This is a genomic window from Bradyrhizobium sp. Kon10, assembly GCF_055807395.1.
In genome coordinates this window covers 52,493-73,346 of the sequence record NZ_JBVVOZ010000011.1, presented here as the reverse complement: position 1 = coordinate 73,346, position 20,854 = coordinate 52,493, and the positions used below count along the sequence as shown (strand labels likewise).

Here is a 20,854-nt window from a genome sequence, read left to right as displayed (position 1 = left end):
GCTAGACTCGCCGCACGATGAGCGTGAACTCCATCAATCCATAGCCCTCAAGTACCTCGGCTGCGGCATTGAACCGGGTGGCGCAGTAGCGCGCCCAGAACGCGGTGTCGGTGGTGTAGAGGCCGTGGCGGGCGGGCGTGCCTGCCGATCGCTTCATGAAATTGACGGCGAAGCCTCGCCTGGTGCTGCGATGGAGGTCATCCAGGCTTGCCGCGATAAAGCGCTCCCAGTCGTGCCGCGGCTGATCCTGCGCGACGTTGAAAATGCCGCTTGCAACCGCATAGTCGGCCGTGCGGGGACTGGCATGGCCGACGGCGAAGGCGGCGCCGCTGTGCTCCCGCCACATTCGCCGCGCTCGCCGAACCATCGCCTCCGACACGTCAATGCCGAGGTAGTCCACCGCGCAGTCGTGGTGTCGGCGATCGAGATAAGCGACCAGCGCGCCGTAGCCGCAACCGAGATCGTTCAGCGAGAACGGCGATGCGAAGTCGCACAATTTCAGGAGCTGGACGAAGCGCATTTCCTGCGTGGCCTGGCAGGTCCAGTCGACGCCGGGCGGTGTCGTGCCAAAACGTGCGATCTTCGCCGAATAATAGGCGACGATGCCGGCGTAGATCCCGGTCAGGTCTCCGGTGCCCGGAGAGGCAATCTCCTTTGCGACCAAGGCGGTGCGCATCGGGCCCCGCCCTATTTCTTCGACTTCTTCTTGCGCTTCCCCTTACCCGTGCCTTTGGACGGGACGTTGGGCGCCATCGGCAGCGAGATCGTGAGGTATGTTCGGTCGATGTAGAAGACCGGCTTATCCTCGCGAACGACAACCTTCAGGCCATAGCCACCGGGATCGCGGACGTCATGCGCCTTCATGAAGCAAGGCAGCGGCGACGGCTTGCGCGCAAAGTTCTTGATCAGCGCATTTACAATTCGCTGATCGCCGGTTTCGCCGTCCTGGTCCGACGGGACCTTGGCCAGCCAAGTCAGCACCCTGAACCATCGGTTCTTCGCGCGGTTGTTGTGCAGGCCGCCCAGTCCAAGGAGCTTTGCGCTTTCGACGAACGGCCGCCCTTCTTGCAGGATCTCGAATTGGTCCTGCAGGGCCTTGATCTCGGACACGCCCCCGGCATCGAGCTCAACGTCTTTCTGCTCGGGACCGAACCTCAGATTGAACAGCTCGAAAAGCGGACCGATATAGATATCGTCCTCGGCCATAAACGCGCCCATACCACTCTCCCTGACAATCACAGTTGGGTTATTGGATCGGGAAGCCAGCAATGGAGACATTGAACCTTGGTCTCGGCCAAATTGCAAGGAAGCGGAGCAATCAATCCTGGCGGGCTGCCCCACAGGGTTGCAATGCGCGCCGATGCGCCATTCCGTTGGCCTGAGGGGCTTGTTTGAATGCGCGGAGACAACCCCTCATCCGGCGCTTCGCGCCACCTTCTCCCACAGGGGAGAAGGAAGGATCTAGCTCGTCTGCTTCCTGGACGCGACGAACACTCCCGACAGCACCAGCGCGAAGCCGATGAAGTGGAAGGCTTGCGGGCGTTCGCCGAGGAAGCTCATCGCCATGATGGCGCCGAACACCGGCACGACGTGGAAGAACGGCGCGGCGCGGTTGGCGCCGATCAGGCGGACGCCGCGGTTGAAGCAGAGATAGGCGAGCGTCGAAGGGAAGAGGGCGACGTAAAACAACGTCAGGAGGTTCGGCCCGTCGAGCTTCATCACGGGGCGCGCGGACAATTCCCAGATCTCCAGCGGAATCAGGCAGGCCGCGCCCGCGCCGAAGGTGAAGGCGAGGAACGACAGGCCGTGCATCGGCGGCCGCTTCAAGGTCAGCACCGAATACAGCGCGAAGATGATGAGCGCGACCAGGAAGATCAGGTCGCCCTTGTTGAAGTCGATGTTGGAGAGCGTGGTGAAATCGCCGTGCAGCAGGATGATCAGCACGCCGCACATCGAGAGCAGCACGCCGAACGCCTGCGCTGCGGTGAGCCGGACGCCGAGGATGACCAGCGACCACAGCGCCACCACCAGCGGCGCAGCCGATTGCAACAGCAGCGTGTTGAGCGCCTGGGTATGCTCCAGCGCCCAATATTGCAGGGTGTTGAAGGCGCCGATGCCGGTGATCGACAGCACCATCATCAGGCCGAGCTTCTCGCGGATCGCGGGCCAGTCCTTTGCGAGGTGCTTCCAGGCGAACGGCAGCACCAGCAGAAACGCGAAGGCCCAGCGCAGGAACGACAGCGTCACCGGCGGGATGTGACCGGCGGCGAGCCGCCCGACAACGGCATTGCCGGCCCAGCACAGCGCTGTGATCGAGAGCAGCAGATAGGGCTGATTGGCGATCCAGTTGTGGCCGGGCTGGTCGGCGCTCGTGGTCTGGCCAGTGGCGGACATTTTATTGTTATGGCCCCTGCGTGGCGTGCGCCGAGGCCTTCGGCCCGGCGATGTCCGGGCCGGTCGAGACCCGGCACGTTCAAAAACACGGAAACGCGCCGGATATCAATGGCGCGAGGCGCATCGGCTCCATGCGCCGGGAGCGATGCGGCGGGAACCTCGCTCAGGCTTTCCGTCCTGCGCTGATCGCAAACGGCTTCAACAACTCGGCGCAGACGAGATAGATCACGACCAGCGCCGCGATGCCGGTCATCATGAGCGGAGGCGGTGCGACGAAGCCGAACCATGAGCCCAACGGCGTGAACGGCAGGACCATCGCCACCACGAGGGCGATCAGCGAGGAGATCGACAGCACCGGATCGGGCCAATTCTGCCAGGGCCGTCCATTGGTGCGGATGATGAAGATCACCAGGATCTGCGTCGCCATCGATTCGATGAACCAGGCGCTGCGGAATTCCTCCGGCGATGCGTGAAACAACATGATCAGCGCACCGAAGGTCAGGAAATCGAACACCGAGGACAGCGGGCCCATGATCCCGGCGAAACGCACCAGCCGCCTCATGCTCCACACCTGCGGCTGCGCGGTTGCGGCACGCGAGACCTGGTCGAAGGGAATGCCGAGCTCGGACAGATCGTAGAGCAGATTGTTGAGCAGAATCTGTGTCGGCAACATCGGGAGGAACGGTAGCGCCATCGAGGCGATCGCCATCGACAGCATGTTGCCGAAATTCGAGCTCGCGCCCATGCGGACATATTTCATGATGTTCGCGAAGGTGCGCCGGCCCTCTTCGACGCCGTCGGCGACGACTTCGAGGTCGGAGGCCAGCAGAATCATGTCTGCCGCGGCCTGGGCCACGCCGGTCGCGCCTTCCACCGACAGGCCGATATCGGAGGCTTTCAGCGCGGGTGCGTCGTTGATGCCGTCGCCGAGGAAGCCGACCACCTCGCCGCCGGCCTGCAGCGCCTTGACGATGCGCGATTTCTGGTCCGGCGCGAGCCGGCCGAACGCGTCGGCGGAGCGCACCTGCACCGCCAGCGCCTCGTCGCTGAGCTCGGCGATGTCGGCGCCCGACAGCACGCGCCCGGCGTTGAGCCCGACGAGGCCGGCGAGCCGCTTCACCACCAGGGGATCGTCGCCGGAGAGGATCTTCAGGCGGATGCCGGCCGCCGCAAGCCGGGCGATGGCGGCCGCCGCGGTCGGCTTCGGCGGGTCGGCGAAAGCGCACAGGCCCTCGAACACGAGACCGGTCTCGTCCTCGGTCTCGACCTCGCGTGTTGCGCCGTTCCAGGGACGCGAGGCGACGGCGACGCAGCGCAGGCCCTCCATCGCGAGCTGATGCACGCGCGCCATCGCGGCAGTTCGCGCGTCCTCGTCGATCGCGCCGCCGCGCTGCGTCGTGCACAATTCCAGCACCGTCTCCGGTGCGCCCTTGACGATCAGCAACGCGTCTTGTTCGGGACCGGTCGCGAGCACCGATCCGAGCCGGCGCGAAAAATCGAACGCCTGCCGGCCGGCAAGGATCCAGCCTTGCGCGGCATCCGGCTGGCTTGCAGCCAGCGCAGCATCGAGCGACCCGCGATCGCCGCCGAGAGCTGCGGCGATGGCACCGAGACGCGCGGCGCGGGCATCGTCCTTGCCATCGGCATCGAGGCTCCTGGCCAGCGTGATCTCGGCCGAGGTCAGCGTGCCCGTCTTGTCGGTGCACAGGACGGTCATGGCGCCGAGGTCGTGGATTGCGGCGAGGCGCTTGACGATCACCTTGCGGCCGGCCATCCGCAATGCGCCGCGCGACAGCGTCACCGTGGTGATCATCGGCAACAACTCCGGGGTCAGCCCGACCGCGAGAGCGACGGCAAACAGCAGCGAGTCCATCACCGGGCGGCCGAACACCACGCGCACGGTGAGCACGACCAGCACCAGTGCCAGCGTGGCGCGTGCGATCACGAGGCCGAATTCGCGCAGGTCGCGCTCGAAGGGCGAGCGCGTCTGGGCTTCGGCCAATGCGGATGCTGCCGCCCCGAATACCGTGTTGCGCCCGGTGTAGACCACGAGCGCGATCGCCTCGCCGGTCTGCGCCACCGCGCCGCGAAACAGCGCATTCGACGTGTCGTCGGGATCGGCGCATGGCCCCGCGCGCTTCTGCACCGGGTAAGGCTCGCCGGTGAGCGCCGCCTCGCCGGCGGTGAACGCTGTGCTCTCCAGGATGAGCGCATCGGCCGGGATGATGTCGCCGGCGCGAACGCGCAGAATATCGCCGGGCGCGACCTGCTCGACATCGATCTGGCCGAACGCACCGTCCCGCTTGACCTCGGCCTTCAGCGCCACCGAGCGGCGGAGGATGTCCGCGGCCCGCACGGCGTGGCCTTCCTGAATGGTGTCGAGCCCGATCGAGAGCGTCAGGATCAAGACGATGATGAGCCCGCCGATCCCGTCGCCGGTGAGCATCGAGACGACGCCCGCAACCAGCAGGATCAGCGACAGCGGCTCCAGCAGCCGGCGCAGGATCGCGTGCGCCGCCCCCTCGATCCGCGGCGCTGCGTCGCTGTTCGGCCCGAAGCGGTCGAGGCGTTCGGCCGCTTGCGCTGCAGACAACCCCGTGAGCTCGCAGCCCAGCCGGCTGCAAAGGTCAAGGGCGGACAGACGCCAGAAACCGGCGTCGGTGCGGGTTGGTTTCTCCAGCAAGCGAAGCTCCCGGTTCCAAGGCGTCGTGTCGCGGCAGATGGCCCTGAATTCATCGTCACCTATTGACCTAAAGCAATTTGGAATGCCGGCGGTCCGGGAGCGATATGGACCTGGCGCGGCGCTGCGACCGCATCATCGAAGTGGTTGACGGCCGCATCCGGGCCTAAGGTTGTAGAGCCGGCCGGGCAAGACGGATTTTTAGGCTAAATCAAGGGCTTGGATCGCGCGTTGGGCCCCGAAAAAGCCCCGTTCTTGCTTGCCTAGAGAGGCCGCTTCCTTTATCCGGTTGAGCTGCCTCGCGTGCGAGCGGCCTAGGCCGTGACTTGGGCTGGGCGCATCTAAAATTCTGCAGAGGGATTACCCGCGAATGGCCAATGTTGTCGTCGTCGGCGCCCAGTGGGGCGACGAGGGAAAGGGCAAGATCGTCGACTGGTTGTCGGAGCAGGCGGATATCGTGGTCCGCTTCCAGGGCGGTCATAACGCCGGCCATACGCTGGTCATCAACGGCAAGACCTACAAGCTGGCGCTGCTGCCCTCGGGCGTGCTGCGCGAGCACAAGCTGTCGGTGATCGGCAACGGCGTGGTGTTCGATCCCGCGGCCTTCCTCGACGAGGTGGGCAAGCTGCGGTCGCAGGGCGTCGCGGTCTCGCCGGACAATCTGCGGATTGCCGAGAACGTCACCCTGATCCTGCCGCTGCACCGTGAACTCGATGCCCTGCGCGAGTCTTCCAACGCGGCGACCGCGATCGGCACCACCCGCCGCGGCATCGGCCCCGCCTACGAAGACAAGGTCGGCCGCCGCGCCATTCGCCTGATGGACCTCGCCGATCTCGACACGCTGCCGCACAAGATCGACCGGCTGCTTGCGCACCACAACGCATTGCGCCGCGGGCTCAACCTGCCGGAGTTCGAGGGCAAGGACATTCTGAAGGAATTGACCGCGCTCGCGCCGCAGCTGCTGCCCTATGCCGAGACGGTGTGGCGGCTGCTCGACATCAAGCGCCGCGAAGGCAAGCGCATGCTGTTCGAGGGCGCGCAAGGCGCGCTGCTCGACGTCGACCACGGCACCTATCCCTACGTCACCTCGTCCAACACGGTGGCGGCGCAGGCGGCGACCGGCTCGGGCCTCGGCCCCGGCGCGGTCGGCTATGTGCTCGGCCTGTGCAAGGCCTATACGACCCGCGTCGGCCAGGGCCCGTTCCCGACCGAGCAGGACAACGCGACCGGCCGCAGGATCGGCGAGCGCGGTCGCGAGTTCGGCACCAATACCGGGCGGCCGCGCCGCTGCGGCTGGTTCGACGCCGTGCTGGTCCGCCAGGCGGTCCGCACCTGCGGCATCAATGGCCTGGCGCTGACCAAGCTCGACATTCTCGACGGCTTCGATTCGATCGAGGTCTGCACCGGCTACAAGCTCGACGGCAAGGAGATCGACCATTTTCCCGCCGGCGAGGGCGCGCAAGCCCGGGTCGAGCCGATCTACGAGACCATCGAAGGCTGGAAGGAGCCGACCGCGAACGCCCGGTCGTGGGCCGACCTGCCGGCCCAGGCCATCAAATATGTCCGCCGGATCGAGGAATTGGTGGGGTGCCCGGTCGCACTGCTTTCCACCAGCCCCGAACGCGAGGATACTATTCTGGTGCAAAATCCGTTTGAGGCTTAACGATATCTTACCGGGACGTGCGCTAGTTGAGTTCAAATGGCTGATTACTATCCGCTGATCGCCCGCGCTATTTCCGCCCTGGACCCCAACGCTCCCGGCGAAAGCCGTCGCGCGCTCTATGAGCGGGCGCGCACGGCTCTGATCGCGCAGCTCCGCAGCGTGCAGCCGCCGCTCTCCGAATCCGAGATCACCCGCGAACGGCTGTCGCTGGAAGAGGCTGTCCGCAAGGTCGAGTCGGAGGCCGCCCAGCGCGCCCGCGAGGCCTCGCGTCCCGGCGGCGGTGCCCGCCCCGGCGGCAGCGGCGATGCGTTCCGCCGGGCCAGCGCCCGCGCCACTGAGGCTAACTCGCCTGCATCTTCTCAGCCGCCTGCTCCGCCGCGCGCGCGTCAGCCCGCACCGCCGCCGCCGCGCAACGACCGCCCGCCACTCGGCGGTGACGACCAGGGCGATGCCCAGCGTCCGCCGCGTGCTCCTCGTTTCGACGCGCCGCGCCAGCCGCCTCCGCCGGAGCAGCCACCGCCGGCCGGGCGTGATCGCTCTGCCCCGCGCCGCCCGCAGGATGCCGGACCGCCGCCGCCGCCGGCCCCTGGCGTGCGCGGCTTTCGCGACATCACCGCCGACGTCAATGATCTCGGCGGCGCCGCCGCGCAGGCCAGCCGCGCCGCGCGCCGCACTTACGCCAACGTGCCCTCGCCCTCGCCGGAATTCGACCGGCTCGAGCCGAGCCTGGAAAATCGCGCGGCCGAGCCGGACGCGCCTTATTCCTATGACGAGTCGGTCGAGGAGGCGGAGCGCTATACGCCGCGGCAGTCCTCGGGTCGCCCGCACATCCCCGTCCTCGGCCGCGATGCCAAGAAGGCCAAGCGCGGCTCGATCTTCCCGTTCAAGAGCGCAATCGCCATCGGCATCGTGCTGATCCTGGTCGGCGCCGGCATTCTCTGGGGCAAGTCATTGGTCCAGACCGCGAGCGGTCTGTTCAAGTCCTCGCCGACCCAGGTGGTGGAGGCGCCCAAGGACACTTCGCAGCCGCAGAGCAAGCCCAAGATCCCGGATCGCGTCGGCCAGCCTTCGGCGAGCGACCAGCCGGTCGCGCCGGTGGCGCAGAAGGTCGTGCTCTATGACGAGGATCCGTCCGATCCCAAGGGCAAGCAATATGTCGGCTCGGTGGTGTGGCGGCTCGAGCCGATCAAGGCGTCCGGCAACCAGAAGGCCGACGTCGCGGTGCGCGCCGACATCGACATTCCCGAACGCAAGTTCAAGATGACGATGTCGTTCCGCCGCAACACCGACTCCTCGCTGCCGGCGAGCCATACCGCGGAATTGACCTTCGTCCTGCCGCCGGATTTTCCGGGCGGCAGCGTCTCCAACGTGCCGGGCATCCTGATGAAGTCGAACGAGCAGGCGCGCGGAACGCCGCTCGCGGGCCTCGCGGTCAAGGTCACCGACGGCTTCTTCCTGGTCGGCCTCTCCAACGTCGATGCCGACCGCAGCCGCAATATCCAGCTCCTGAAGGAGCGTTCCTGGTTCGACGTGCCGCTGGTCTACGCCAACCAGCGCCGCGCCATCATCGCCATCGAGAAGGGCGCCCCCGGCGAGCGCGCCTTCAACGACGCCTTCGCGCAGTGGGGCGACTAGAGCTCTTCTCTTCTCACCGAAGAAGGTCGTCATGCGCGGGCCTGTCCCGCCTGCGCGGCCGAAGCCGCTTCGGCGAGGCGAAGGCCCGGGCATCCACCTTGTGTCTTGGGCGAGGCGTCGATGGCCGGGACAAGCCCGGCCATGACGCTCAGGACAGTCTATTGCACGGCCGCTTCGCGCTTGCGCGATGCCGAGTGCTCGCGCTCCATCACGGCGCGGCAGCCGGGGCTGACCTGCGATTTGTTCCGCACCATGCATGCGGTGACCCGCGGGATATCCGGGATTTCACGGGAGCACAGCCGCATCGCATCGCCCGAGCACATCTGCTGCGCTTCGGACGAGAAGGCGAGGCTCGGCGTGGTCTGCAAGACGAGAGTAGCGCTGACGAAGGTGAACAGCGTGGCGATGATCTGTTGGCGTGTCATGTAGATAGGTCCCCAAGTTTGCCGCGGATCTGAGCCGCTTGATTTTTGGGGCGCCGCACGCGGCTTGCTTTGCCGCATGTCACAGCCATCACGCCAGGAGCCTAGTCCCGCATGTGGTGCTCGATCTCGGATGATGTTCGAATCGAAAAGTGCTGCGCCGCCCGAGCGAAGTATGCGCCATTGTCACGAGGCTGCAATGGGAGGCGCAAAGGAATTCGCGATTGTTGCGCCTTCGACACGTCGGTCGGCGTGTTCCGTGAAAAGTGGCGCTAAGGTGATGCGCTCGCCTCTTCCGTTTCGGCATCGCCGAGCGCCGCGGCGTGGTCTTCGACGGCGGTGACGCCCTTCGCGGTCAGCTCGAACAGATCGCCGTCCTTCATCACATAGCCCTCGGCGATCAGCTCGCCGATCTTGCCGTGCAGGTCGTCGGCAAACGCCACCGATTGGCTGATGTCCCGCAGGATCGAGAGCTGGTCGTCGCGCAGCATGTCCGACATTTTCAACCTCCGAGGGCTTGAGCCTCACATGCCGTGGCTCTCGAACACCTTGCTGCACGATCTGGACAGCTTGGCGCGGTTGGCTTGCAGGCAACCTTGCACCGCACCGTCATTGCCGAGGTCCTTGCGGCAGAGCCGCGAGGCGTCGCGCGAGCAGGCGCGCTGCTCCTGAGGCGAGCCCATATGGCCCTGCGCGCGCACGGGCGCGTTCGCCAAGCCACCGAGCGCCGTCAGTGTGATTGTCGCCAGCAAGAACAGGTTACGAGGCATCGTCAGCTCCAAATCCGGCAGGTAATTTCAACTCCTGTCTGAACTCGTCGCTTTGTCACTTGTTCCCCGAACGGCTCGCGACCCCGCTGTTCAAGGTTCCGGTCGCACTGCTATAAAACCCGCTGGATGTGAGGAGTCCTTAATGAAACGCTATCTGGTGTTTGCGCTGGTCGGTCCGTTCGTTGGCGGGTTCCTGCTGCTGCTGACGACGACCTACCAGTCCGGCTACTGGACCCAGACCAATCTCGGCGAGGTCGGCAAGCTGTTCGTGGTGTTCTTCAAGACCCTGCAATACAGCTATTTGTTCGGCTTCCTGCCGTCGCTGATGATCGGGGCGGTGGATGACATCCTGCTCCACGTCAGGCGTATCGGCCCGCTGCTGCGGATGCTGCTGGTGGGGCTGTTCGCCTTCATCCTGGCCGCGCTGACCTACGGCTCGCGCGGATCGGATTCGGGCGCGGTGCAGTTCATCCTGTACGGACTGGTCGGTCTCGTGCCGGCGATGCTTTCATCCTGGCTGGTGCATCGCTATGTCGAGGAGCCGCAGCAGGCCGCGGCGGCGACTTGAGCGCGACGTTCGGACGCTCCGGCGCAACCTCCGCCACGCTGGCGCGTTCTTGAAAGCCATGACGATGTCCGACGACGATATTCTTGCGCCGCGTAAACCTCGTTCCGGGGGCCGTTCCCGCGCGGGCGCCGAGCCGCGTGGGCCGATCATCGACCAGGAGGGCCATGAGATCCGGCCCGAGACGCTGGAGCAGGGATTTCGCGAGTTTCGTTTCGAGTTCGGCAAGGACAACCCGTTCGGTGCGAACCCTTTCGGCAATCTGACGCGGGAGCAGCGCATCGCGCGGCTCGAGGCCATCGCAAAGCTGCTCGATGTCGCCTTCGTTCTGCCGGGCACCAATATCCGTTACGGCATCGACGGGCTGATCGGGCTGATCCCGATCATCGGCGATCTCATCACCACCGCGATCTCGCTGTGGCTGGTGCGCGAGGCGCGCGCCCTGGGGGCGCCCTGGTATCTCACCGCGCGGATGCTCGGCAATGTCGCAGTCGATGGCGTGGTCGGCATGGTGCCGTTCGCGGGCGACGCGTTCGATGTGATGTTCCGCGCCAACATGCGCAACGTGCGCCTGTTGCGGCGCTGGCTCGACAAGCAGCCGCGCGTCTAGCGAGGTTGTTCGCCTCTCCCGCAAGCGGGAGGGCCATCGCATATGAGGCCGATTTCTCTGCGGCCATCCTTCGAGACGCCCGCCTTTGGCGGGCCCTCAGGATGAGGACCGAGTGTGCGGCAGCAATTTTAACGGGCTCCGATTGCCGCTTAGCCTCATCCTGAGGAGACCGCGAAGCGGTCGTCTCGAAGGACGAGGCGCGCGCTCAGGCCGGCCAGCAGCCATATCCGATAGCCCTGCCGCAAGCGCGGAGACGGAGAAGAAATAGCTCCGCAGAACGCGAAAAGCGCGACGACCGTTGGGTCGTCGCGCTTTCAGCGCACATCGGAAGGCTTGCGAAAAAGAAAGGCTTGCGAAAAAGCTTACGCCGCGTCGGCGTCGGCTTCCGCGACCGGCTCGGGCTTGCGGTGGCGGGGCAGGGGGAAGGCTTCGCTCTCGTAGAGCGAGCGGATGCCGTTCTGGTCGAAGCGCGCTTCCTCCACCTGAAGGTAGGCGCCGTTCAGCGAGTCCGTCGGCAACTGCTCCATTGCGAACTGCACGGCTTCGGCGGCGGTGCCGAACCGCCGATAGGTAAAGCCCGCCCGCTTCTTCTTGCGGATCGCGGCGGGGAAGAGTTCGGCGGAAGTGTTGAAGTTGAACGGACGCAGTGGACGCATGGTCAAAGACCTCGTGATCTTCTCTGGGGCTTTAAGCGCGTGGGGTTGAGGAGGGCGAAGACCCGATTGAGGGGCCCGCCCTGCGCATCATTTTCATCATCTAATATAGGCCGATTTGACAAAATTGCGACCCCTGAGATGGGAGATGATGAATCCACGCATGGCAGGCCCGCAACCGCGATAAATCAAACCATATCAACGTCTTAGATGGTTTACAGCTTGCCAAGAAGCAGCAGCACGATCAGCACCACGAGCACGACGCCACCGATCCCCATGCCGGAATGGCCCATACCGTAGCCATAACCGCCGATGCGGCCCGACCAGCCGCCCAGCAGATAAATGATCACCAAGATGATCAGGATGGTCCCGAGTGACATGGCTTCCTCCCTGGCGGCCGCCGAAGTGCAATGACCGGCCGCGCCGCCAGAGAAGAAAAGCACATCGCGCGCCCAGGTTCCACGTCGGAACCCGGCGGCGCGGGATGTTATTTCGGCTCGAGCTTCAGCGAAGCCGAATTGATGCAGTAGCGCAGGCCCGTCGGTCCGGGGCCGTCCGGGAAAACATGGCCGAGATGGCCGCTGCATTTGGAGCAGAGCACCTCGGTGCGGACCATGCCGTGGCTGACGTCCCGCTCTTCGTCGACATGGCTGTCGACGGCGGGCTGGGTGAAGCTCGGCCAGCCGCAGCCGGAATCGAACTTGGCATCGGACTCGAACAGCACGTTGCCGCAGCCGGCGCACACATAGGTGCCGGCGCGGTGGTCGTGCTCATATTCGCCGGAGAAGGGACGCTCGGTCGCCTTCTCCCGCAGCACGGCGTATTGCATCGGCGACAATTCCTGCCGCCACTGCTCCTCGCTCTTGATGACCTTGTCGCCTGTGGTTTTCGTCTTGGTGTCGGGCATGGGTCTCCCGTTTTTTCTCGATGATCTTGCGATCAGTTGGTGGCCTTGCTGGCACTCACCAGCGTCGGCTTCTCAATGTAGTTATCCGCGAACAGCTTTTTCAGGTTCTCGACCTTCGGGATGTCGTTATAGGCGATGTAGGGCTGGTTCGGGTGCAGCGTCAGATAGTCCTGGTGATAGGCCTCCGCCGGATAGAACGCCTCCAGCGCGCCGACCTTGGTCACGATCGGTTTGCTGAAAACCTTGGCGCCGTTGAGCTGGGCGATATAGGCCTCCGCGACCTTCTTCTGCTCGTCCGAGGTGGTGAAGATCGCCGAGCGATATTGCGTGCCGCTGTCCGGGCCCTGGCGGTTGAGCTGGGTCGGGTCGTGCGCCACCGAGAAGTAGATCTGGAGGATCTTGCCGTAGGAGATCTTCTTGGGGTCGTACTTGATCTCGACCGACTCTGCGTGGCCGGTCGTCCCGGACGACACGGTGTGGTAGTCGGCGGTCGCCTTGCTGCCGCCGGCATAGCCGGAGACCGCGTTGACGACGCCCGCGGTGTGCTGAAACACGCCCTGCACGCCCCAGAAGCAACCGCCGGCAATCACCGCGGTCTGGATGCCGCTGGCGGGCGCTGCGTCCATCGCGGGGGCGGGGATGACGACTGCGTCCTCCGCGGCGCGGGTCGGTGCAGCAAAGGCCAGCGTCATGGCGGTGGTCGCGGCAAGCAGGGACAGGAGGGCGGGGCGGCGCATGGCGGATCCTCTTTTCCGAAGGTCTGACAGTCTAGGGCGGCCGAGGCTGGGCGAACAGCCTGCCCGGCGGCATTTGGTGACCTGAGATACGGGCCCCGCTTGCCGATGTTACGCCGGGACGGACACGAGTCCGTGAGAAACGCCGCCTGAGACGGCCCTGCTTGGCGAGACCGGGAACTCCGGGCTAGATGAACCGCCGCGATCGATGACCGACTTAAAAATGTGGTGGCTGGAGCTGACCTGACAACATGCTGCGCGTCGTTGCCCTGACCTTTGTCATACTTGTCTCCGGCGCCGCAATCGCCGCGGCCGAGCCGCCAGCTGGCGACGATCTCGCCACCTGCCGCGACCGCCAGGCGGAAGCCCAGGCCCGTGCGACCGCCTGCGACAATCTGCTCAATGCCGATCGGGTCACCGGCAAGGACAAGGCGGTCGCGCTCGGCGTGCGCGGCAATACGCTGATCGGCAAGCACGACTACGATCATGCGATCGAGGTGCTGTCATCCGCCATCGAGGCCGATCCGGACAATGTCGTGATCGTCAACCTGCGCGGCGTGGCCTATGAGCGCAAGGGCCAGGACGATCTCGCGCTGGCCGACTACAACCTCGCCATCCGCAAGCGCGCGACTTACGGCGTCCCCTACAGCAACCGCGGCACCATTCAGCTGCGCAAGGGCGCGCTGCAAAGTGCGCTCGACGATTTGAACCTGGCGGTCAAATACGCGCCGAAGTTTCTGTTCGGCTGGACCAACCGCGCGCGCGTGCGCACGCTGATGAAGGATTATGACGGCGCGCTGTCCGACTTCGCGGAAGCCGAGAAAATCGATCCGGCCGCGCCGCAGATCGCCAGCAACCGTTGCGTCACTTATGGCCTGATGGGCAAATACGACCAGGCCTTCGCCGACTGCAACGGCCTGATCCAGAAGCAGCCGAAGAACCTGTATGCGACCAACAATCGCGGCGACGTCTACCTGATGAAGGGCGATATCGATGCCGCGCTCAAGGACTACAACACGGTCCTGGCAGCCAATCCGAACAATGTGCGCGCCCACTCCGGTCGTGGCCAGGTGTTCGAGCAGAAGCACGACCTCGCTCAGGCGCGTGCCGACTATCGTTCGGCGGCCTATGCGTTGACGCCATTCGACGAGCTCGACGTCGCCCGCGCCCGTGCCAAGGCGCAAGAGCGGCTTGCCGCGCTGACGCCGCAGACGGCCGGGACCGTTGGCAATTCGCGCCGCATTGCGCTGGTGATCGGCAACGGTGCCTACAAGAACGTCCATGTGCTCGACAATCCGCCGCGCGATTCCAGGCTGATCGCAACCGTGCTGCGCGACGTCGGGTTCCAGAGCGTGACGGTCGCCAACGACCTGACGCGCGACAAGTTCTTCGAGACCTTGCGCGCCTTTGCGGCGGAAGCGGAGAAGGCCGATTGGGCGGTGGTCTACTATGCCGGCCATGGCTTCGAGATTGGCGGGGTCAATTATCTCGTGCCGATCGACACCAGGCTCGCCGCCGACAAGGACGCCGAGACCGAGGCCGTGGCGCTCGAACAGGTGATCGCCGCGGTGGGCGGTGCGCACAAGCTGCGACTGGTCATCCTCGACGCCTGCCGCGACAATCCGTTTGCGCCGATCATGCAACGCACGCTGTCGCTGCAGCTGGTCGACAAGGGCTTCTCCAACATCGAGCCCGGCGCCGGCTTCATGGTGGTCTACGCCGCCAAGCACGGCGAGACCGCAATCGACAGCGACGGCGGCGCCGACAGTCCGTTCGCCACCGCGCTCGCCCGCGACATCAAGGAGCCGCGCGTCGAGGTCAGAAAACTGTTCGACATCGTCCGCGACGACGTCTGGTCCGCGACCAAGCACGCGCAGCAGCCCTTCACCTACGGCTCGCCGCCGGGGCGCGACGATTTCTATTTTATCGGGGGGAAGTGATGTTTCGATGTTGGTGCCGTAGGGTGGGCAAAGGCGCGCTCTTGCGCGCCGTGCCCACCATCTCTCCACAGACGCAATAACGGTGGGCACGCTTCGCTTTGCCCACCCTACGGCAGCGCGGCTTTACACCACGATGCTCAACCGTTTCGCCGCCCGCGTAATTCCCGTGTAGAGCCACCGCGCTCGGCTCTCTCCGAACGCAAAGCTCTCGTCGAACAGCACGACGTCGTCCCATTGCGAGCCCTGCGATTTGTGCACGGTCAGGACGTAGCCGAAGTCGAACTCGTCGTAAGGCTTGCGCTGCTCCCAGGCGATCGCCTCGACGCCGCCCTCGAAACAGTCGGCGCGCACCGAGACCTTGGTCACCTTGTGCCCGAGATCCTCGTCGGGCGACAGCCGCATGCTGAGGATGCGCGATTTCGAGCGCGAGGTGTTGCGTGATTTCACCCGCCACAGGCCGCCGTTGAACAGGCCCTTCTTGCGGTTGTTGCGCAGGCAGACCAGCTTGTCGCCGGCGACCGGGAAGGTGTCTTCGATGTTCTGGCGCTGGCGGAAGCGGGTGTTGTAGGCGCGACGGGTGTTGTTGCGGCCGACCAGGATCTGGTCGGCGCTCATGACGCGGTCGGGGTCGAGCTCTTTGCGCGACACCACTTCGCTCTCGCCGTAGCGCCCGATGTCGAGCTCGCGCCCCTCGCGGATGTCCATCGACATTCGCACGATCGGGTCGTCCTGCGCCTGGCGGTGCACTTCCGTGAGCATCGCGTCCGGTTCGGTGTTGGTGAAGAAGCCGCCGCCCTGGATCGGCGGCAGCTGCGCGGGATCGCCCAGCACAAGCAGCGGACACTCGAACGACATCAGGTCGCGACCGAGCTCTGCATCGACCATCGAGCATTCGTCGATCACGATCAGCTTGGCCTTGGACGCCGGCGCGTCGTCCCAGAGCTCGAAGCTCGGCTGCTCCTCGCCGGATTCGCGGGCGCGGTAGATCAGGGAATGGATGGTGGAGGCCTCGTCGCAACCCTTGTTGCGCATCACCAGCGCGGCCTTGCCGGTGAAGGCGGCGAACTTCACCTCGCCGTCGACGCCGTCGGCGATGTGCCGCGCCAGCGTGGTCTTGCCGGTGCCGGCATAGCCGAACAGGCGGAACACCGGCGGCGTGCCGTTACGGCCGGGTTTGGCCTTGAGCCAATCGCCGACGGCTTTCAGCGCGGCATCCTGATGCGGGGTGAATGTGGGCATTTGTGTCTTGAGAAAGGGCGAAATCGAAGCGATTCGCCACCCCCAAAACTAACCATTAGCCCCGCTGGTTCAAGCGCGGGACAATCGCATCAAGGCCCTTTGTCTGCGGACCATCCTTCGAGACACCCGCCCTTGGCGGGCCCTCAGGATGAGGACGGAGTGCGCGGCAGCAGTTTCGGCAGGCGAGATACCGCCTAGCCTCATCCTGAGGAGACCGCAAAGCGGTCGTCTCGAAGGACGAGGCGCTCGCTCAGGCCGCGCCAGGAAGTCAGATGGGAGACCATCCCTATTGCCAGCCGGGAACGCCGCGCATGTCGGGCAGGTGGTGGGCGATGCCCTTGTGGCAGTCGATGCAGGTCTTCTCCCCCGTGAACAGGAAGCGCTGGTGCGCCACCGAGGCCCTCGGCGACTGTTTGGTGATGTCCATGGAATCGGCGCTGTGGCAGTTGCGGCATTCCAGCGAATCATTGGCCTTGAACCGCGCCCATTCATGCGCCGCAAGCTCGAGCCGGTGATCCAAAAACTTCTCGCGGGTGTCGATCGTGCCGAACAGTTTGCCCCAGACCTCCTTGGAGGCCTGCATCTTGCGCGCGATCTTGTCGGTCCAGTTGTGCGGCACGTGGCAGTCCGGACAGGTGGCGCGCACGCCGGAACGGTTGCTGAAATGGATGGTCGATTTCAGCTCGGCGAACACGTTCTCGCGCATCTCGTGACAGCCGGTACAGAATTTTTCGGTGTTGGTCAGCTCCAGCGCGGTGTTGAAGCCGCCCCAGAAGATCACGCCGGCGGCGAAACCCGCCAGCACGAGTACGCCGAGCCCGAACACCGAGCTCGGCCGGATCAGCACCTGCCAGAGCTCGCGCGCGAAATCCAGACCCCGCGCGATCAATCCGCGTTTCGCCTCCAACCGCTCATTGGGCTCGTCGGCGGTGGCGGTCATCGCCGGCCCCCGGGGCTTGCGCGCGACAGCAGCGTGTCGATGTCGGTGAAATCATTGCTGACGGGCGGTGTGGCGGTGTTCTGCGGCACGTGACATTCGGTGCACCAGAACCGCCGCGGCGAGATCGAGGCCAGGAACTGGCCGTCGCGATCCATGAAATGCGTGATCGAGACCATCGGCGCCTGTGATTCCGCGATGCGTGCCCGCGCGTGGCAGGACAGGCACTTGTTGCCGTTGAGGTCGATCTGGTAGCCGTCGATGGTGTGCGGGATCACCGGCGGTTGCTCGGGATAATTGCGAACCTCCCGCTCGGATGTATTGCGGTTCGGCAGCATCTGCGGCGCCGGACCCTCGTCGTTGAGCGGCGTCGGTCCGCGCAGGCCTGATGTCACCGTCTGCGCGGTCAGCGAGCTCGCCCCGGCGGCAATCGCGAACGCGATCAGCACAATTGCAACTCGTCTGGTCATGACAGCCCCACCCGCTCGATGCGCACCGCGCATTTCTTGAAGTCAGCCTGCAACGAGATCGGATCGGTGGCGTCGAGCGTCACCTTGTTGATCAGCTTGGATTCGTCGAACCACGGCACGAACACCAGGCCGCGCGGCGGCCGGTCGCGGCCGCGGGTCTCGACCCTGGCGCGGATAAAGCCGCGGCGGGACACCACCTTGACCTCGTCGCCGCGTCGGATCTTTGCGTCCTGGGCATCGTCGGGATGCATGAAGCACACGGCTTCGGGGAACGCCTTGTAAAGCTCGGGCACGCGGCGCGTCATGGTGCCGGAATGCCAGTGCTCCAGCACGCGGCCGGTCGAGAGCCAGAACGGATAATCGTTGTCGGGTGATTCCGCCGCCGGCTCGTAGGGCAGCGCGAAGATGCGCGCCTTGCCATCGGGGTAACCATAGAACTGCACGTCGGCGCCCTGCTTGACGTAGGGGTCGCTGCCCTCGCGGAAGCGCCACTTCGTCTCCTGGCCGTTGACGACCGGCCAGCGCAGGCCGCGCTCGCGGTGATAAGTCTCGAACGGCGCGAGGTCGTGGCCGTGGCCGCGACCGAACGAGGCATATTCCTCGAACAGCCCCTTCTGCACGTAGAAGCCGAACGCCTTCGACTCCTCATTGAGATAGCCCTGCTCGATCTCCGAGCTCGGAAACTTGTCGACCTGACCGTTGCGATAGAGCACGTCGAACAGCGTCTTGCCGCGAACCTCCGGCATCTTGGCGATCAGCTCCTCGGGCCAGACCTCCTCGATCTTGAATCGCTTGGAGAATTCCATCAGCTGCCAGAGGTCTGATTTCGCCTCGCCCGGCGCGGTGACGAGCTGGTGCCAGAACTGCGTGCGCCGCTCGGCATTGCCGTACGCGCCTTCCTTCTCGACCCACATCGCCGTCGGCAAAATGAGATCGGCCGCGAGTGCCGTCACGCTCGGATAGGCATCCGAGACCACGATGAAATTGTCGGGATTGCGGAAGCCCGGATAAGTCTCCTCGTTGGCGTTGGGGCCGGCCTGGAGATTGTTGTTGACCTGCACCCAATAGGCGTTGATCAGGCCGTCCTTCAGCATCCGGCTTTGCAGCACGGCGTGAGCGCCGGGTTTGTCGGGGATGGTGCCCTCGGGCAGCTTCCAGATGTGCTCGGCCTTGTCGCGATGCTCCTTGTTGGTCACGACCATGTCGGCGGGCAGGCGGTGCGAGAAGGTGCCGACCTCGCGCGCGGTGCCGCAGGCCGAAGGCTGGCCCGTCAGCGAGAACGGGCTGTTGCCGGGCGAAGAGATCTTCCCGGTCAGGAGATGGATGTTGTAGACGAGGTTGTTGCACCAGACGCCGCGGGTGTGCTGGTTGAAGCCCATGGTCCAGAACGAGACCACCTTGGTCTTGGGATCCGCATAGAGCTCAGCCAGCGCTTCCAGCCGGTTCAGCGGCACGCCGGACATCTCGGCGGCTTTCTCCAGCGTGTAGTCCGAGACGAACTTGACGTACTCGTCGTAGCTCATCTCGGTGGAGTCGTTGGCCTTAGCCGCGCCGGTCGCCTTCTTCTGCAGCGGATGCTCGGGCCGCAAGCCGTAGCCGATATCGGTCTGTCCGCGCCGGAAAATGGTATGCGCGGCCACGAAGTCCTTGTTGACGCGGCCGGTCTTGATGATGTGGTTGGCGATGGCGTTGAGCAAATAGAGGTCGGTCTGCGGCTTGAACACCATGCCGATATCGGCGAGGTCAAAGGATCTGTGCTCGAAGGTCGAGAGCACGGCGACGCGGACATGCGGCGCGGTGAGCCGGCGGTCGGTCAGGCGCGTCCACAGGATCGGATGCATCTCCGCCATGTTGGAGCCCCACAGCACGAAGGCATCGGCGGCTTCGATGTCGTCATAGCAGCCGGCCGGCTCGTCGATGCCGAAGGTGCGCATCATGCCGGCCACGGCGGACGCCATGCAGTGCCGCGCATTGGGGTCGATGTTGTTGGTGCGGAAGCCGGCCTTGAACAGTTTTGAGGCGGCGTAGCCTTCCCAAATCGTCCACTGGCCGGAGCCGAACATGGCGACGCCGTTCGGCCCACGCTTCTTGAACGCCTCCTTCCACTTCACTTCCATGATGTCGAAGGCTTCGGTCCACGACACCGGCGTGAACTCGCCGTTCTTGTCGTACTTGCCGTTGGCCTTGCGCAGCATCGGCTGGATCAGGCGGTCATGGCCGTACATGATTTTGGACAGGAAGTAGCCCTTGACGCAGTTGAGGCCGCGATTGACCTCGGCCTTGATGTCACCGTGGGTGGCGACCACGCGGTTGTCCTTGGTCGCGACCATCACCGAGCAGCCGGTGCCGCAGAAGCGGCAGGCGGCCTTGTCCCATTTCAGTTCGGCCGTCTCGCGCTCGGTGACGAGATTGGCGGGGAGCGCCGGCGCCGGCATGCCGGCCGCGACGGCTGCAATCGCGGCGGCTTCGAGCTTCAGCATCTGGCGGCGGTCGAGCTTCGGCGATGTCATGATGGCTCTCCGGCCGTTAGGTCGTTTCGATGGCGTGAAACACCAGCGCCGCGGAATAGACGTTCGGCAGCGACTGGATAGTGTTGAGCATGGTGCCGAGGCTGCCGGCGTCCGGCGCTTCGGTGACGACGACGAGCTTTCCGCGCGGGTCGCGGCCGTGGATTTCGCAGCCGGGAAGCGCGACGATCGCGGTCTCGACCTCGGCAAGGCGTTCGGGACGCGCCTGCACGATGATGCTGGCGATCTCGTATCCCGGCGGCGGGATGATGCGGTCAGCGCCGAGCACCCGGCCGGTGATCAATGCGCGGCGGTTGAGTGTGGCTTTGCTGAGTGAGGCTTGGGCCATGATGCCTGTCTTTCGCTGTGCGGGATCAATGCGGGGAGGGCGGTGGGCCGGGCGGACCTGCGACCATCTGGTAGATCCAGACGCCGAGCCCGTATGAGCCGACGGTTCCGACCGCGAGGACGGGCATCACGACCGCGGTCAGGAACAGGAACGCAAAGATCTCCATGCGCCTACGGCGCACGCGCCCATGCGTGTCGTCAGGGGCCGACATATCCGCTCTCGCTGAATTTTGGGAAATCGGGACGGCATCCGGGCCGTTGCCTTGCTGCACTTTTGATGCATTCGGGCCGCCGCGGCGTTGATCTGGATCAATCCGTCGATTGGCGACGATCGCGGCCTCAATGTCCGCAAGCACAAGTCCGGGTTGTGCCCGCGCGGA

22 protein-coding genes are annotated in these 20,854 nt (G+C 65.1%); 5 read left to right on the top strand and 17 right to left on the bottom strand.

Features of this window, described 5'->3' with window-relative positions; all coding sequences use genetic code 11:
- Position 1: 1 nt before the first annotated feature.
- From AC0L2O_RS17300 to mgtA, 4 genes are all read right to left on the bottom strand, one after another.
- The gene (locus AC0L2O_RS17300) at positions 2–676 is read right to left on the bottom strand and encodes a class I SAM-dependent methyltransferase (RefSeq protein ID WP_473370545.1); all 675 of its coding nucleotides are present in this window, start codon (positions 674–676) and stop codon (positions 2–4) included.
- 11 nt (positions 677–687) lie between these two features.
- Positions 688–1,218, bottom strand: a complete 531-nt coding sequence (locus tag AC0L2O_RS17295) for a hypothetical protein (RefSeq protein ID WP_473370544.1) — start codon at positions 1,216–1,218, stop codon at positions 688–690.
- 243 nt (positions 1,219–1,461) lie between these two features.
- Positions 1,462–2,394 carry a DMT family transporter gene (locus AC0L2O_RS17290; protein ID WP_473370543.1) on the bottom strand — a complete coding sequence of 311 codons (933 nt, stop codon included), beginning with the start codon at positions 2,392–2,394 and terminating at the stop codon, positions 1,462–1,464.
- Between the two features lie 163 nt (positions 2,395–2,557).
- The gene (gene mgtA / locus AC0L2O_RS17285) at positions 2,558–5,077 is read right to left on the bottom strand and encodes a magnesium-translocating P-type ATPase (RefSeq protein ID WP_473370542.1); all 2,520 of its coding nucleotides are present in this window, start codon (positions 5,075–5,077) and stop codon (positions 2,558–2,560) included.
- A gap of 367 nt (positions 5,078–5,444) precedes the next feature.
- Here mgtA and AC0L2O_RS17280 point away from each other — a divergent pair, with 367 nt between their 5' ends.
- Both AC0L2O_RS17280 and AC0L2O_RS17275 read left to right on the top strand, forming a co-directional pair.
- Positions 5,445–6,737, top strand: coding sequence for an adenylosuccinate synthase (locus AC0L2O_RS17280; RefSeq protein WP_369721492.1), 1,293 nt, complete (start codon positions 5,445–5,447; stop codon positions 6,735–6,737).
- 36 nt (positions 6,738–6,773) lie between these two features.
- Complete coding sequence (locus tag AC0L2O_RS17275) at positions 6,774–8,372, top strand: hypothetical protein (RefSeq protein WP_409192126.1); 1,599 nt, start codon at positions 6,774–6,776, stop codon at positions 8,370–8,372.
- 158 nt (positions 8,373–8,530) lie between these two features.
- Here AC0L2O_RS17275 and AC0L2O_RS17270 read toward each other — a convergent pair whose 3' ends face one another.
- The 3 genes from AC0L2O_RS17270 to AC0L2O_RS17260 all read right to left on the bottom strand — a co-directional run bounded on the left by AC0L2O_RS17270 (position 8,531) and on the right by AC0L2O_RS17260 (position 9,564).
- Positions 8,531–8,797, bottom strand: a complete 267-nt coding sequence (locus AC0L2O_RS17270) for a hypothetical protein (RefSeq protein ID WP_369721493.1) — start codon at positions 8,795–8,797, stop codon at positions 8,531–8,533.
- A 269-nt stretch (positions 8,798–9,066) separates the two neighbouring features.
- The gene (locus tag AC0L2O_RS17265; protein ID WP_409192128.1) at positions 9,067–9,285 is read right to left on the bottom strand and encodes a hypothetical protein; all 219 of its coding nucleotides are present in this window, start codon (positions 9,283–9,285) and stop codon (positions 9,067–9,069) included.
- Positions 9,286–9,318: 33 nt separating this feature from the next.
- Positions 9,319–9,564 carry a hypothetical protein gene (locus AC0L2O_RS17260; protein WP_369721495.1) on the bottom strand — a complete coding sequence of 82 codons (246 nt, stop codon included), beginning with the start codon at positions 9,562–9,564 and terminating at the stop codon, positions 9,319–9,321.
- Between the two features lie 142 nt (positions 9,565–9,706).
- On the opposite strand from AC0L2O_RS17260, the gene AC0L2O_RS17255 reads away from it, so the two are divergent.
- Positions 9,707–10,132, top strand: coding sequence for a DUF5413 family protein (locus AC0L2O_RS17255; protein WP_473370541.1), 426 nt, complete (start codon positions 9,707–9,709; stop codon positions 10,130–10,132).
- Between the two features lie 58 nt (positions 10,133–10,190).
- On the top strand, positions 10,191–10,739 hold the full coding sequence (locus AC0L2O_RS17250) for a DUF4112 domain-containing protein (RefSeq protein WP_369726654.1): 549 nt from the start codon (positions 10,191–10,193) through the stop codon (positions 10,737–10,739).
- A gap of 362 nt (positions 10,740–11,101) precedes the next feature.
- On the opposite strand, the gene AC0L2O_RS17245 is transcribed toward AC0L2O_RS17250, so the two are convergent.
- The 4 genes from AC0L2O_RS17245 to msrA all read right to left on the bottom strand — a co-directional run bounded on the left by AC0L2O_RS17245 (position 11,102) and on the right by msrA (position 13,036).
- The gene (locus AC0L2O_RS17245; protein ID WP_148754538.1) at positions 11,102–11,395 is read right to left on the bottom strand and encodes a hypothetical protein; all 294 of its coding nucleotides are present in this window, start codon (positions 11,393–11,395) and stop codon (positions 11,102–11,104) included.
- A 212-nt stretch (positions 11,396–11,607) separates the two neighbouring features.
- Positions 11,608–11,772 (bottom strand): DUF3309 family protein, encoded by a 165-nt coding sequence (locus AC0L2O_RS17240; protein WP_354140547.1) that lies wholly within the window; start codon positions 11,770–11,772, stop codon positions 11,608–11,610.
- 107 nt (positions 11,773–11,879) lie between these two features.
- A complete protein-coding gene (gene msrB, locus AC0L2O_RS17235) occupies positions 11,880–12,299 on the bottom strand; it encodes a peptide-methionine (R)-S-oxide reductase MsrB (protein WP_369721497.1) in 420 nt (139 codons plus the stop codon).
- A 32-nt stretch (positions 12,300–12,331) separates the two neighbouring features.
- The gene (msrA, locus tag AC0L2O_RS17230; RefSeq protein WP_369721498.1) at positions 12,332–13,036 is read right to left on the bottom strand and encodes a peptide-methionine (S)-S-oxide reductase MsrA; all 705 of its coding nucleotides are present in this window, start codon (positions 13,034–13,036) and stop codon (positions 12,332–12,334) included.
- 248 nt (positions 13,037–13,284) lie between these two features.
- Here msrA and AC0L2O_RS17225 point away from each other — a divergent pair, with 248 nt between their 5' ends.
- On the top strand, positions 13,285–14,973 hold the full coding sequence (locus AC0L2O_RS17225; protein WP_473370540.1) for a caspase family protein: 1,689 nt from the start codon (positions 13,285–13,287) through the stop codon (positions 14,971–14,973).
- 123 nt (positions 14,974–15,096) lie between these two features.
- Here the strand turns inward: AC0L2O_RS17225 and AC0L2O_RS17220 are convergent, their stop codons facing one another.
- From AC0L2O_RS17220 to napE, 6 genes are all read right to left on the bottom strand, one after another.
- On the bottom strand, positions 15,097–16,212 hold the full coding sequence (locus tag AC0L2O_RS17220) for an ATP-dependent DNA helicase (protein WP_369721500.1): 1,116 nt from the start codon (positions 16,210–16,212) through the stop codon (positions 15,097–15,099).
- Between the two features lie 286 nt (positions 16,213–16,498).
- The gene (locus AC0L2O_RS17215; RefSeq protein ID WP_473370539.1) at positions 16,499–17,152 is read right to left on the bottom strand and encodes a NapC/NirT family cytochrome c; all 654 of its coding nucleotides are present in this window, start codon (positions 17,150–17,152) and stop codon (positions 16,499–16,501) included.
- A complete protein-coding gene (locus AC0L2O_RS17210; RefSeq protein WP_473370538.1) occupies positions 17,149–17,652 on the bottom strand; it encodes a nitrate reductase cytochrome c-type subunit in 504 nt (167 codons plus the stop codon). Before AC0L2O_RS17210 ends, AC0L2O_RS17215 begins: the two co-directional genes overlap by 4 nt.
- Positions 17,616–20,129 (bottom strand): nitrate reductase catalytic subunit NapA, encoded by a 2,514-nt coding sequence (gene napA / locus AC0L2O_RS17205; protein WP_473370537.1) that lies wholly within the window; start codon positions 20,127–20,129, stop codon positions 17,616–17,618. Before napA ends, AC0L2O_RS17210 begins: the two co-directional genes overlap by 37 nt.
- Before the next feature lie 16 nt (positions 20,130–20,145).
- A complete protein-coding gene (locus AC0L2O_RS17200; RefSeq protein WP_369721503.1) occupies positions 20,146–20,475 on the bottom strand; it encodes a chaperone NapD in 330 nt (109 codons plus the stop codon).
- Between the two features lie 25 nt (positions 20,476–20,500).
- Entirely contained in the window at positions 20,501–20,686 is a 186-nt protein-coding gene (gene napE / locus AC0L2O_RS17195; protein ID WP_369721504.1) for a periplasmic nitrate reductase, NapE protein, read from the bottom strand.
- Positions 20,687–20,854 lie beyond the last annotated feature (168 nt).

What these genes read in the sequence shown, in the direction of transcription:
- AC0L2O_RS17300 (WP_473370545.1), bottom strand. Translation starts at nt 676, where the DNA reads ATGCGCACCGCCTTGGTCGCAAAGGAGATTGCCTCTCCGGGCACCGGA.
- AC0L2O_RS17295 (WP_473370544.1), bottom strand. Translation starts at nt 1,218, where the DNA reads ATGGGCGCGTTTATGGCCGAGGACGATATCTATATCGGTCCGCTTTTC.
- AC0L2O_RS17290 (WP_473370543.1), bottom strand. Translation starts at nt 2,394, where the DNA reads ATGTCCGCCACTGGCCAGACCACGAGCGCCGACCAGCCCGGCCACAAC.
- AC0L2O_RS17280 (WP_369721492.1), top strand. Translation starts at nt 5,445, where the DNA reads ATGGCCAATGTTGTCGTCGTCGGCGCCCAGTGGGGCGACGAGGGAAAG.
- AC0L2O_RS17275 (WP_409192126.1), top strand. Translation starts at nt 6,774, where the DNA reads ATGGCTGATTACTATCCGCTGATCGCCCGCGCTATTTCCGCCCTGGAC.
- AC0L2O_RS17270 (WP_369721493.1), bottom strand. Translation starts at nt 8,797, where the DNA reads ATGACACGCCAACAGATCATCGCCACGCTGTTCACCTTCGTCAGCGCT.
- AC0L2O_RS17265 (WP_409192128.1), bottom strand. Translation starts at nt 9,285, where the DNA reads ATGCTGCGCGACGACCAGCTCTCGATCCTGCGGGACATCAGCCAATCG.
- AC0L2O_RS17260 (WP_369721495.1), bottom strand. Translation starts at nt 9,564, where the DNA reads ATGCCTCGTAACCTGTTCTTGCTGGCGACAATCACACTGACGGCGCTC.
- AC0L2O_RS17255 (WP_473370541.1), top strand. Translation starts at nt 9,707, where the DNA reads ATGAAACGCTATCTGGTGTTTGCGCTGGTCGGTCCGTTCGTTGGCGGG.
- AC0L2O_RS17250 (WP_369726654.1), top strand. Translation starts at nt 10,191, where the DNA reads ATGACGATGTCCGACGACGATATTCTTGCGCCGCGTAAACCTCGTTCC.
- AC0L2O_RS17245 (WP_148754538.1), bottom strand. Translation starts at nt 11,395, where the DNA reads ATGCGTCCACTGCGTCCGTTCAACTTCAACACTTCCGCCGAACTCTTC.
- AC0L2O_RS17240 (WP_354140547.1), bottom strand. Translation starts at nt 11,772, where the DNA reads ATGTCACTCGGGACCATCCTGATCATCTTGGTGATCATTTATCTGCTG.
- msrB (WP_369721497.1), bottom strand. Translation starts at nt 12,299, where the DNA reads ATGCCCGACACCAAGACGAAAACCACAGGCGACAAGGTCATCAAGAGC.
- msrA (WP_369721498.1), bottom strand. Translation starts at nt 13,036, where the DNA reads ATGCGCCGCCCCGCCCTCCTGTCCCTGCTTGCCGCGACCACCGCCATG.
- AC0L2O_RS17225 (WP_473370540.1), top strand. Translation starts at nt 13,285, where the DNA reads ATGCTGCGCGTCGTTGCCCTGACCTTTGTCATACTTGTCTCCGGCGCC.
- AC0L2O_RS17220 (WP_369721500.1), bottom strand. Translation starts at nt 16,212, where the DNA reads ATGCCCACATTCACCCCGCATCAGGATGCCGCGCTGAAAGCCGTCGGC.
- AC0L2O_RS17215 (WP_473370539.1), bottom strand. Translation starts at nt 17,152, where the DNA reads ATGACCGCCACCGCCGACGAGCCCAATGAGCGGTTGGAGGCGAAACGC.
- AC0L2O_RS17210 (WP_473370538.1), bottom strand. Translation starts at nt 17,652, where the DNA reads ATGCGCGGTGCGCATCGAGCGGGTGGGGCTGTCATGACCAGACGAGTT.
- napA (WP_473370537.1), bottom strand. Translation starts at nt 20,129, where the DNA reads ATGACATCGCCGAAGCTCGACCGCCGCCAGATGCTGAAGCTCGAAGCC.
- AC0L2O_RS17200 (WP_369721503.1), bottom strand. Translation starts at nt 20,475, where the DNA reads ATGGCCCAAGCCTCACTCAGCAAAGCCACACTCAACCGCCGCGCATTG.
- napE (WP_369721504.1), bottom strand. Translation starts at nt 20,686, where the DNA reads ATGTCGGCCCCTGACGACACGCATGGGCGCGTGCGCCGTAGGCGCATG.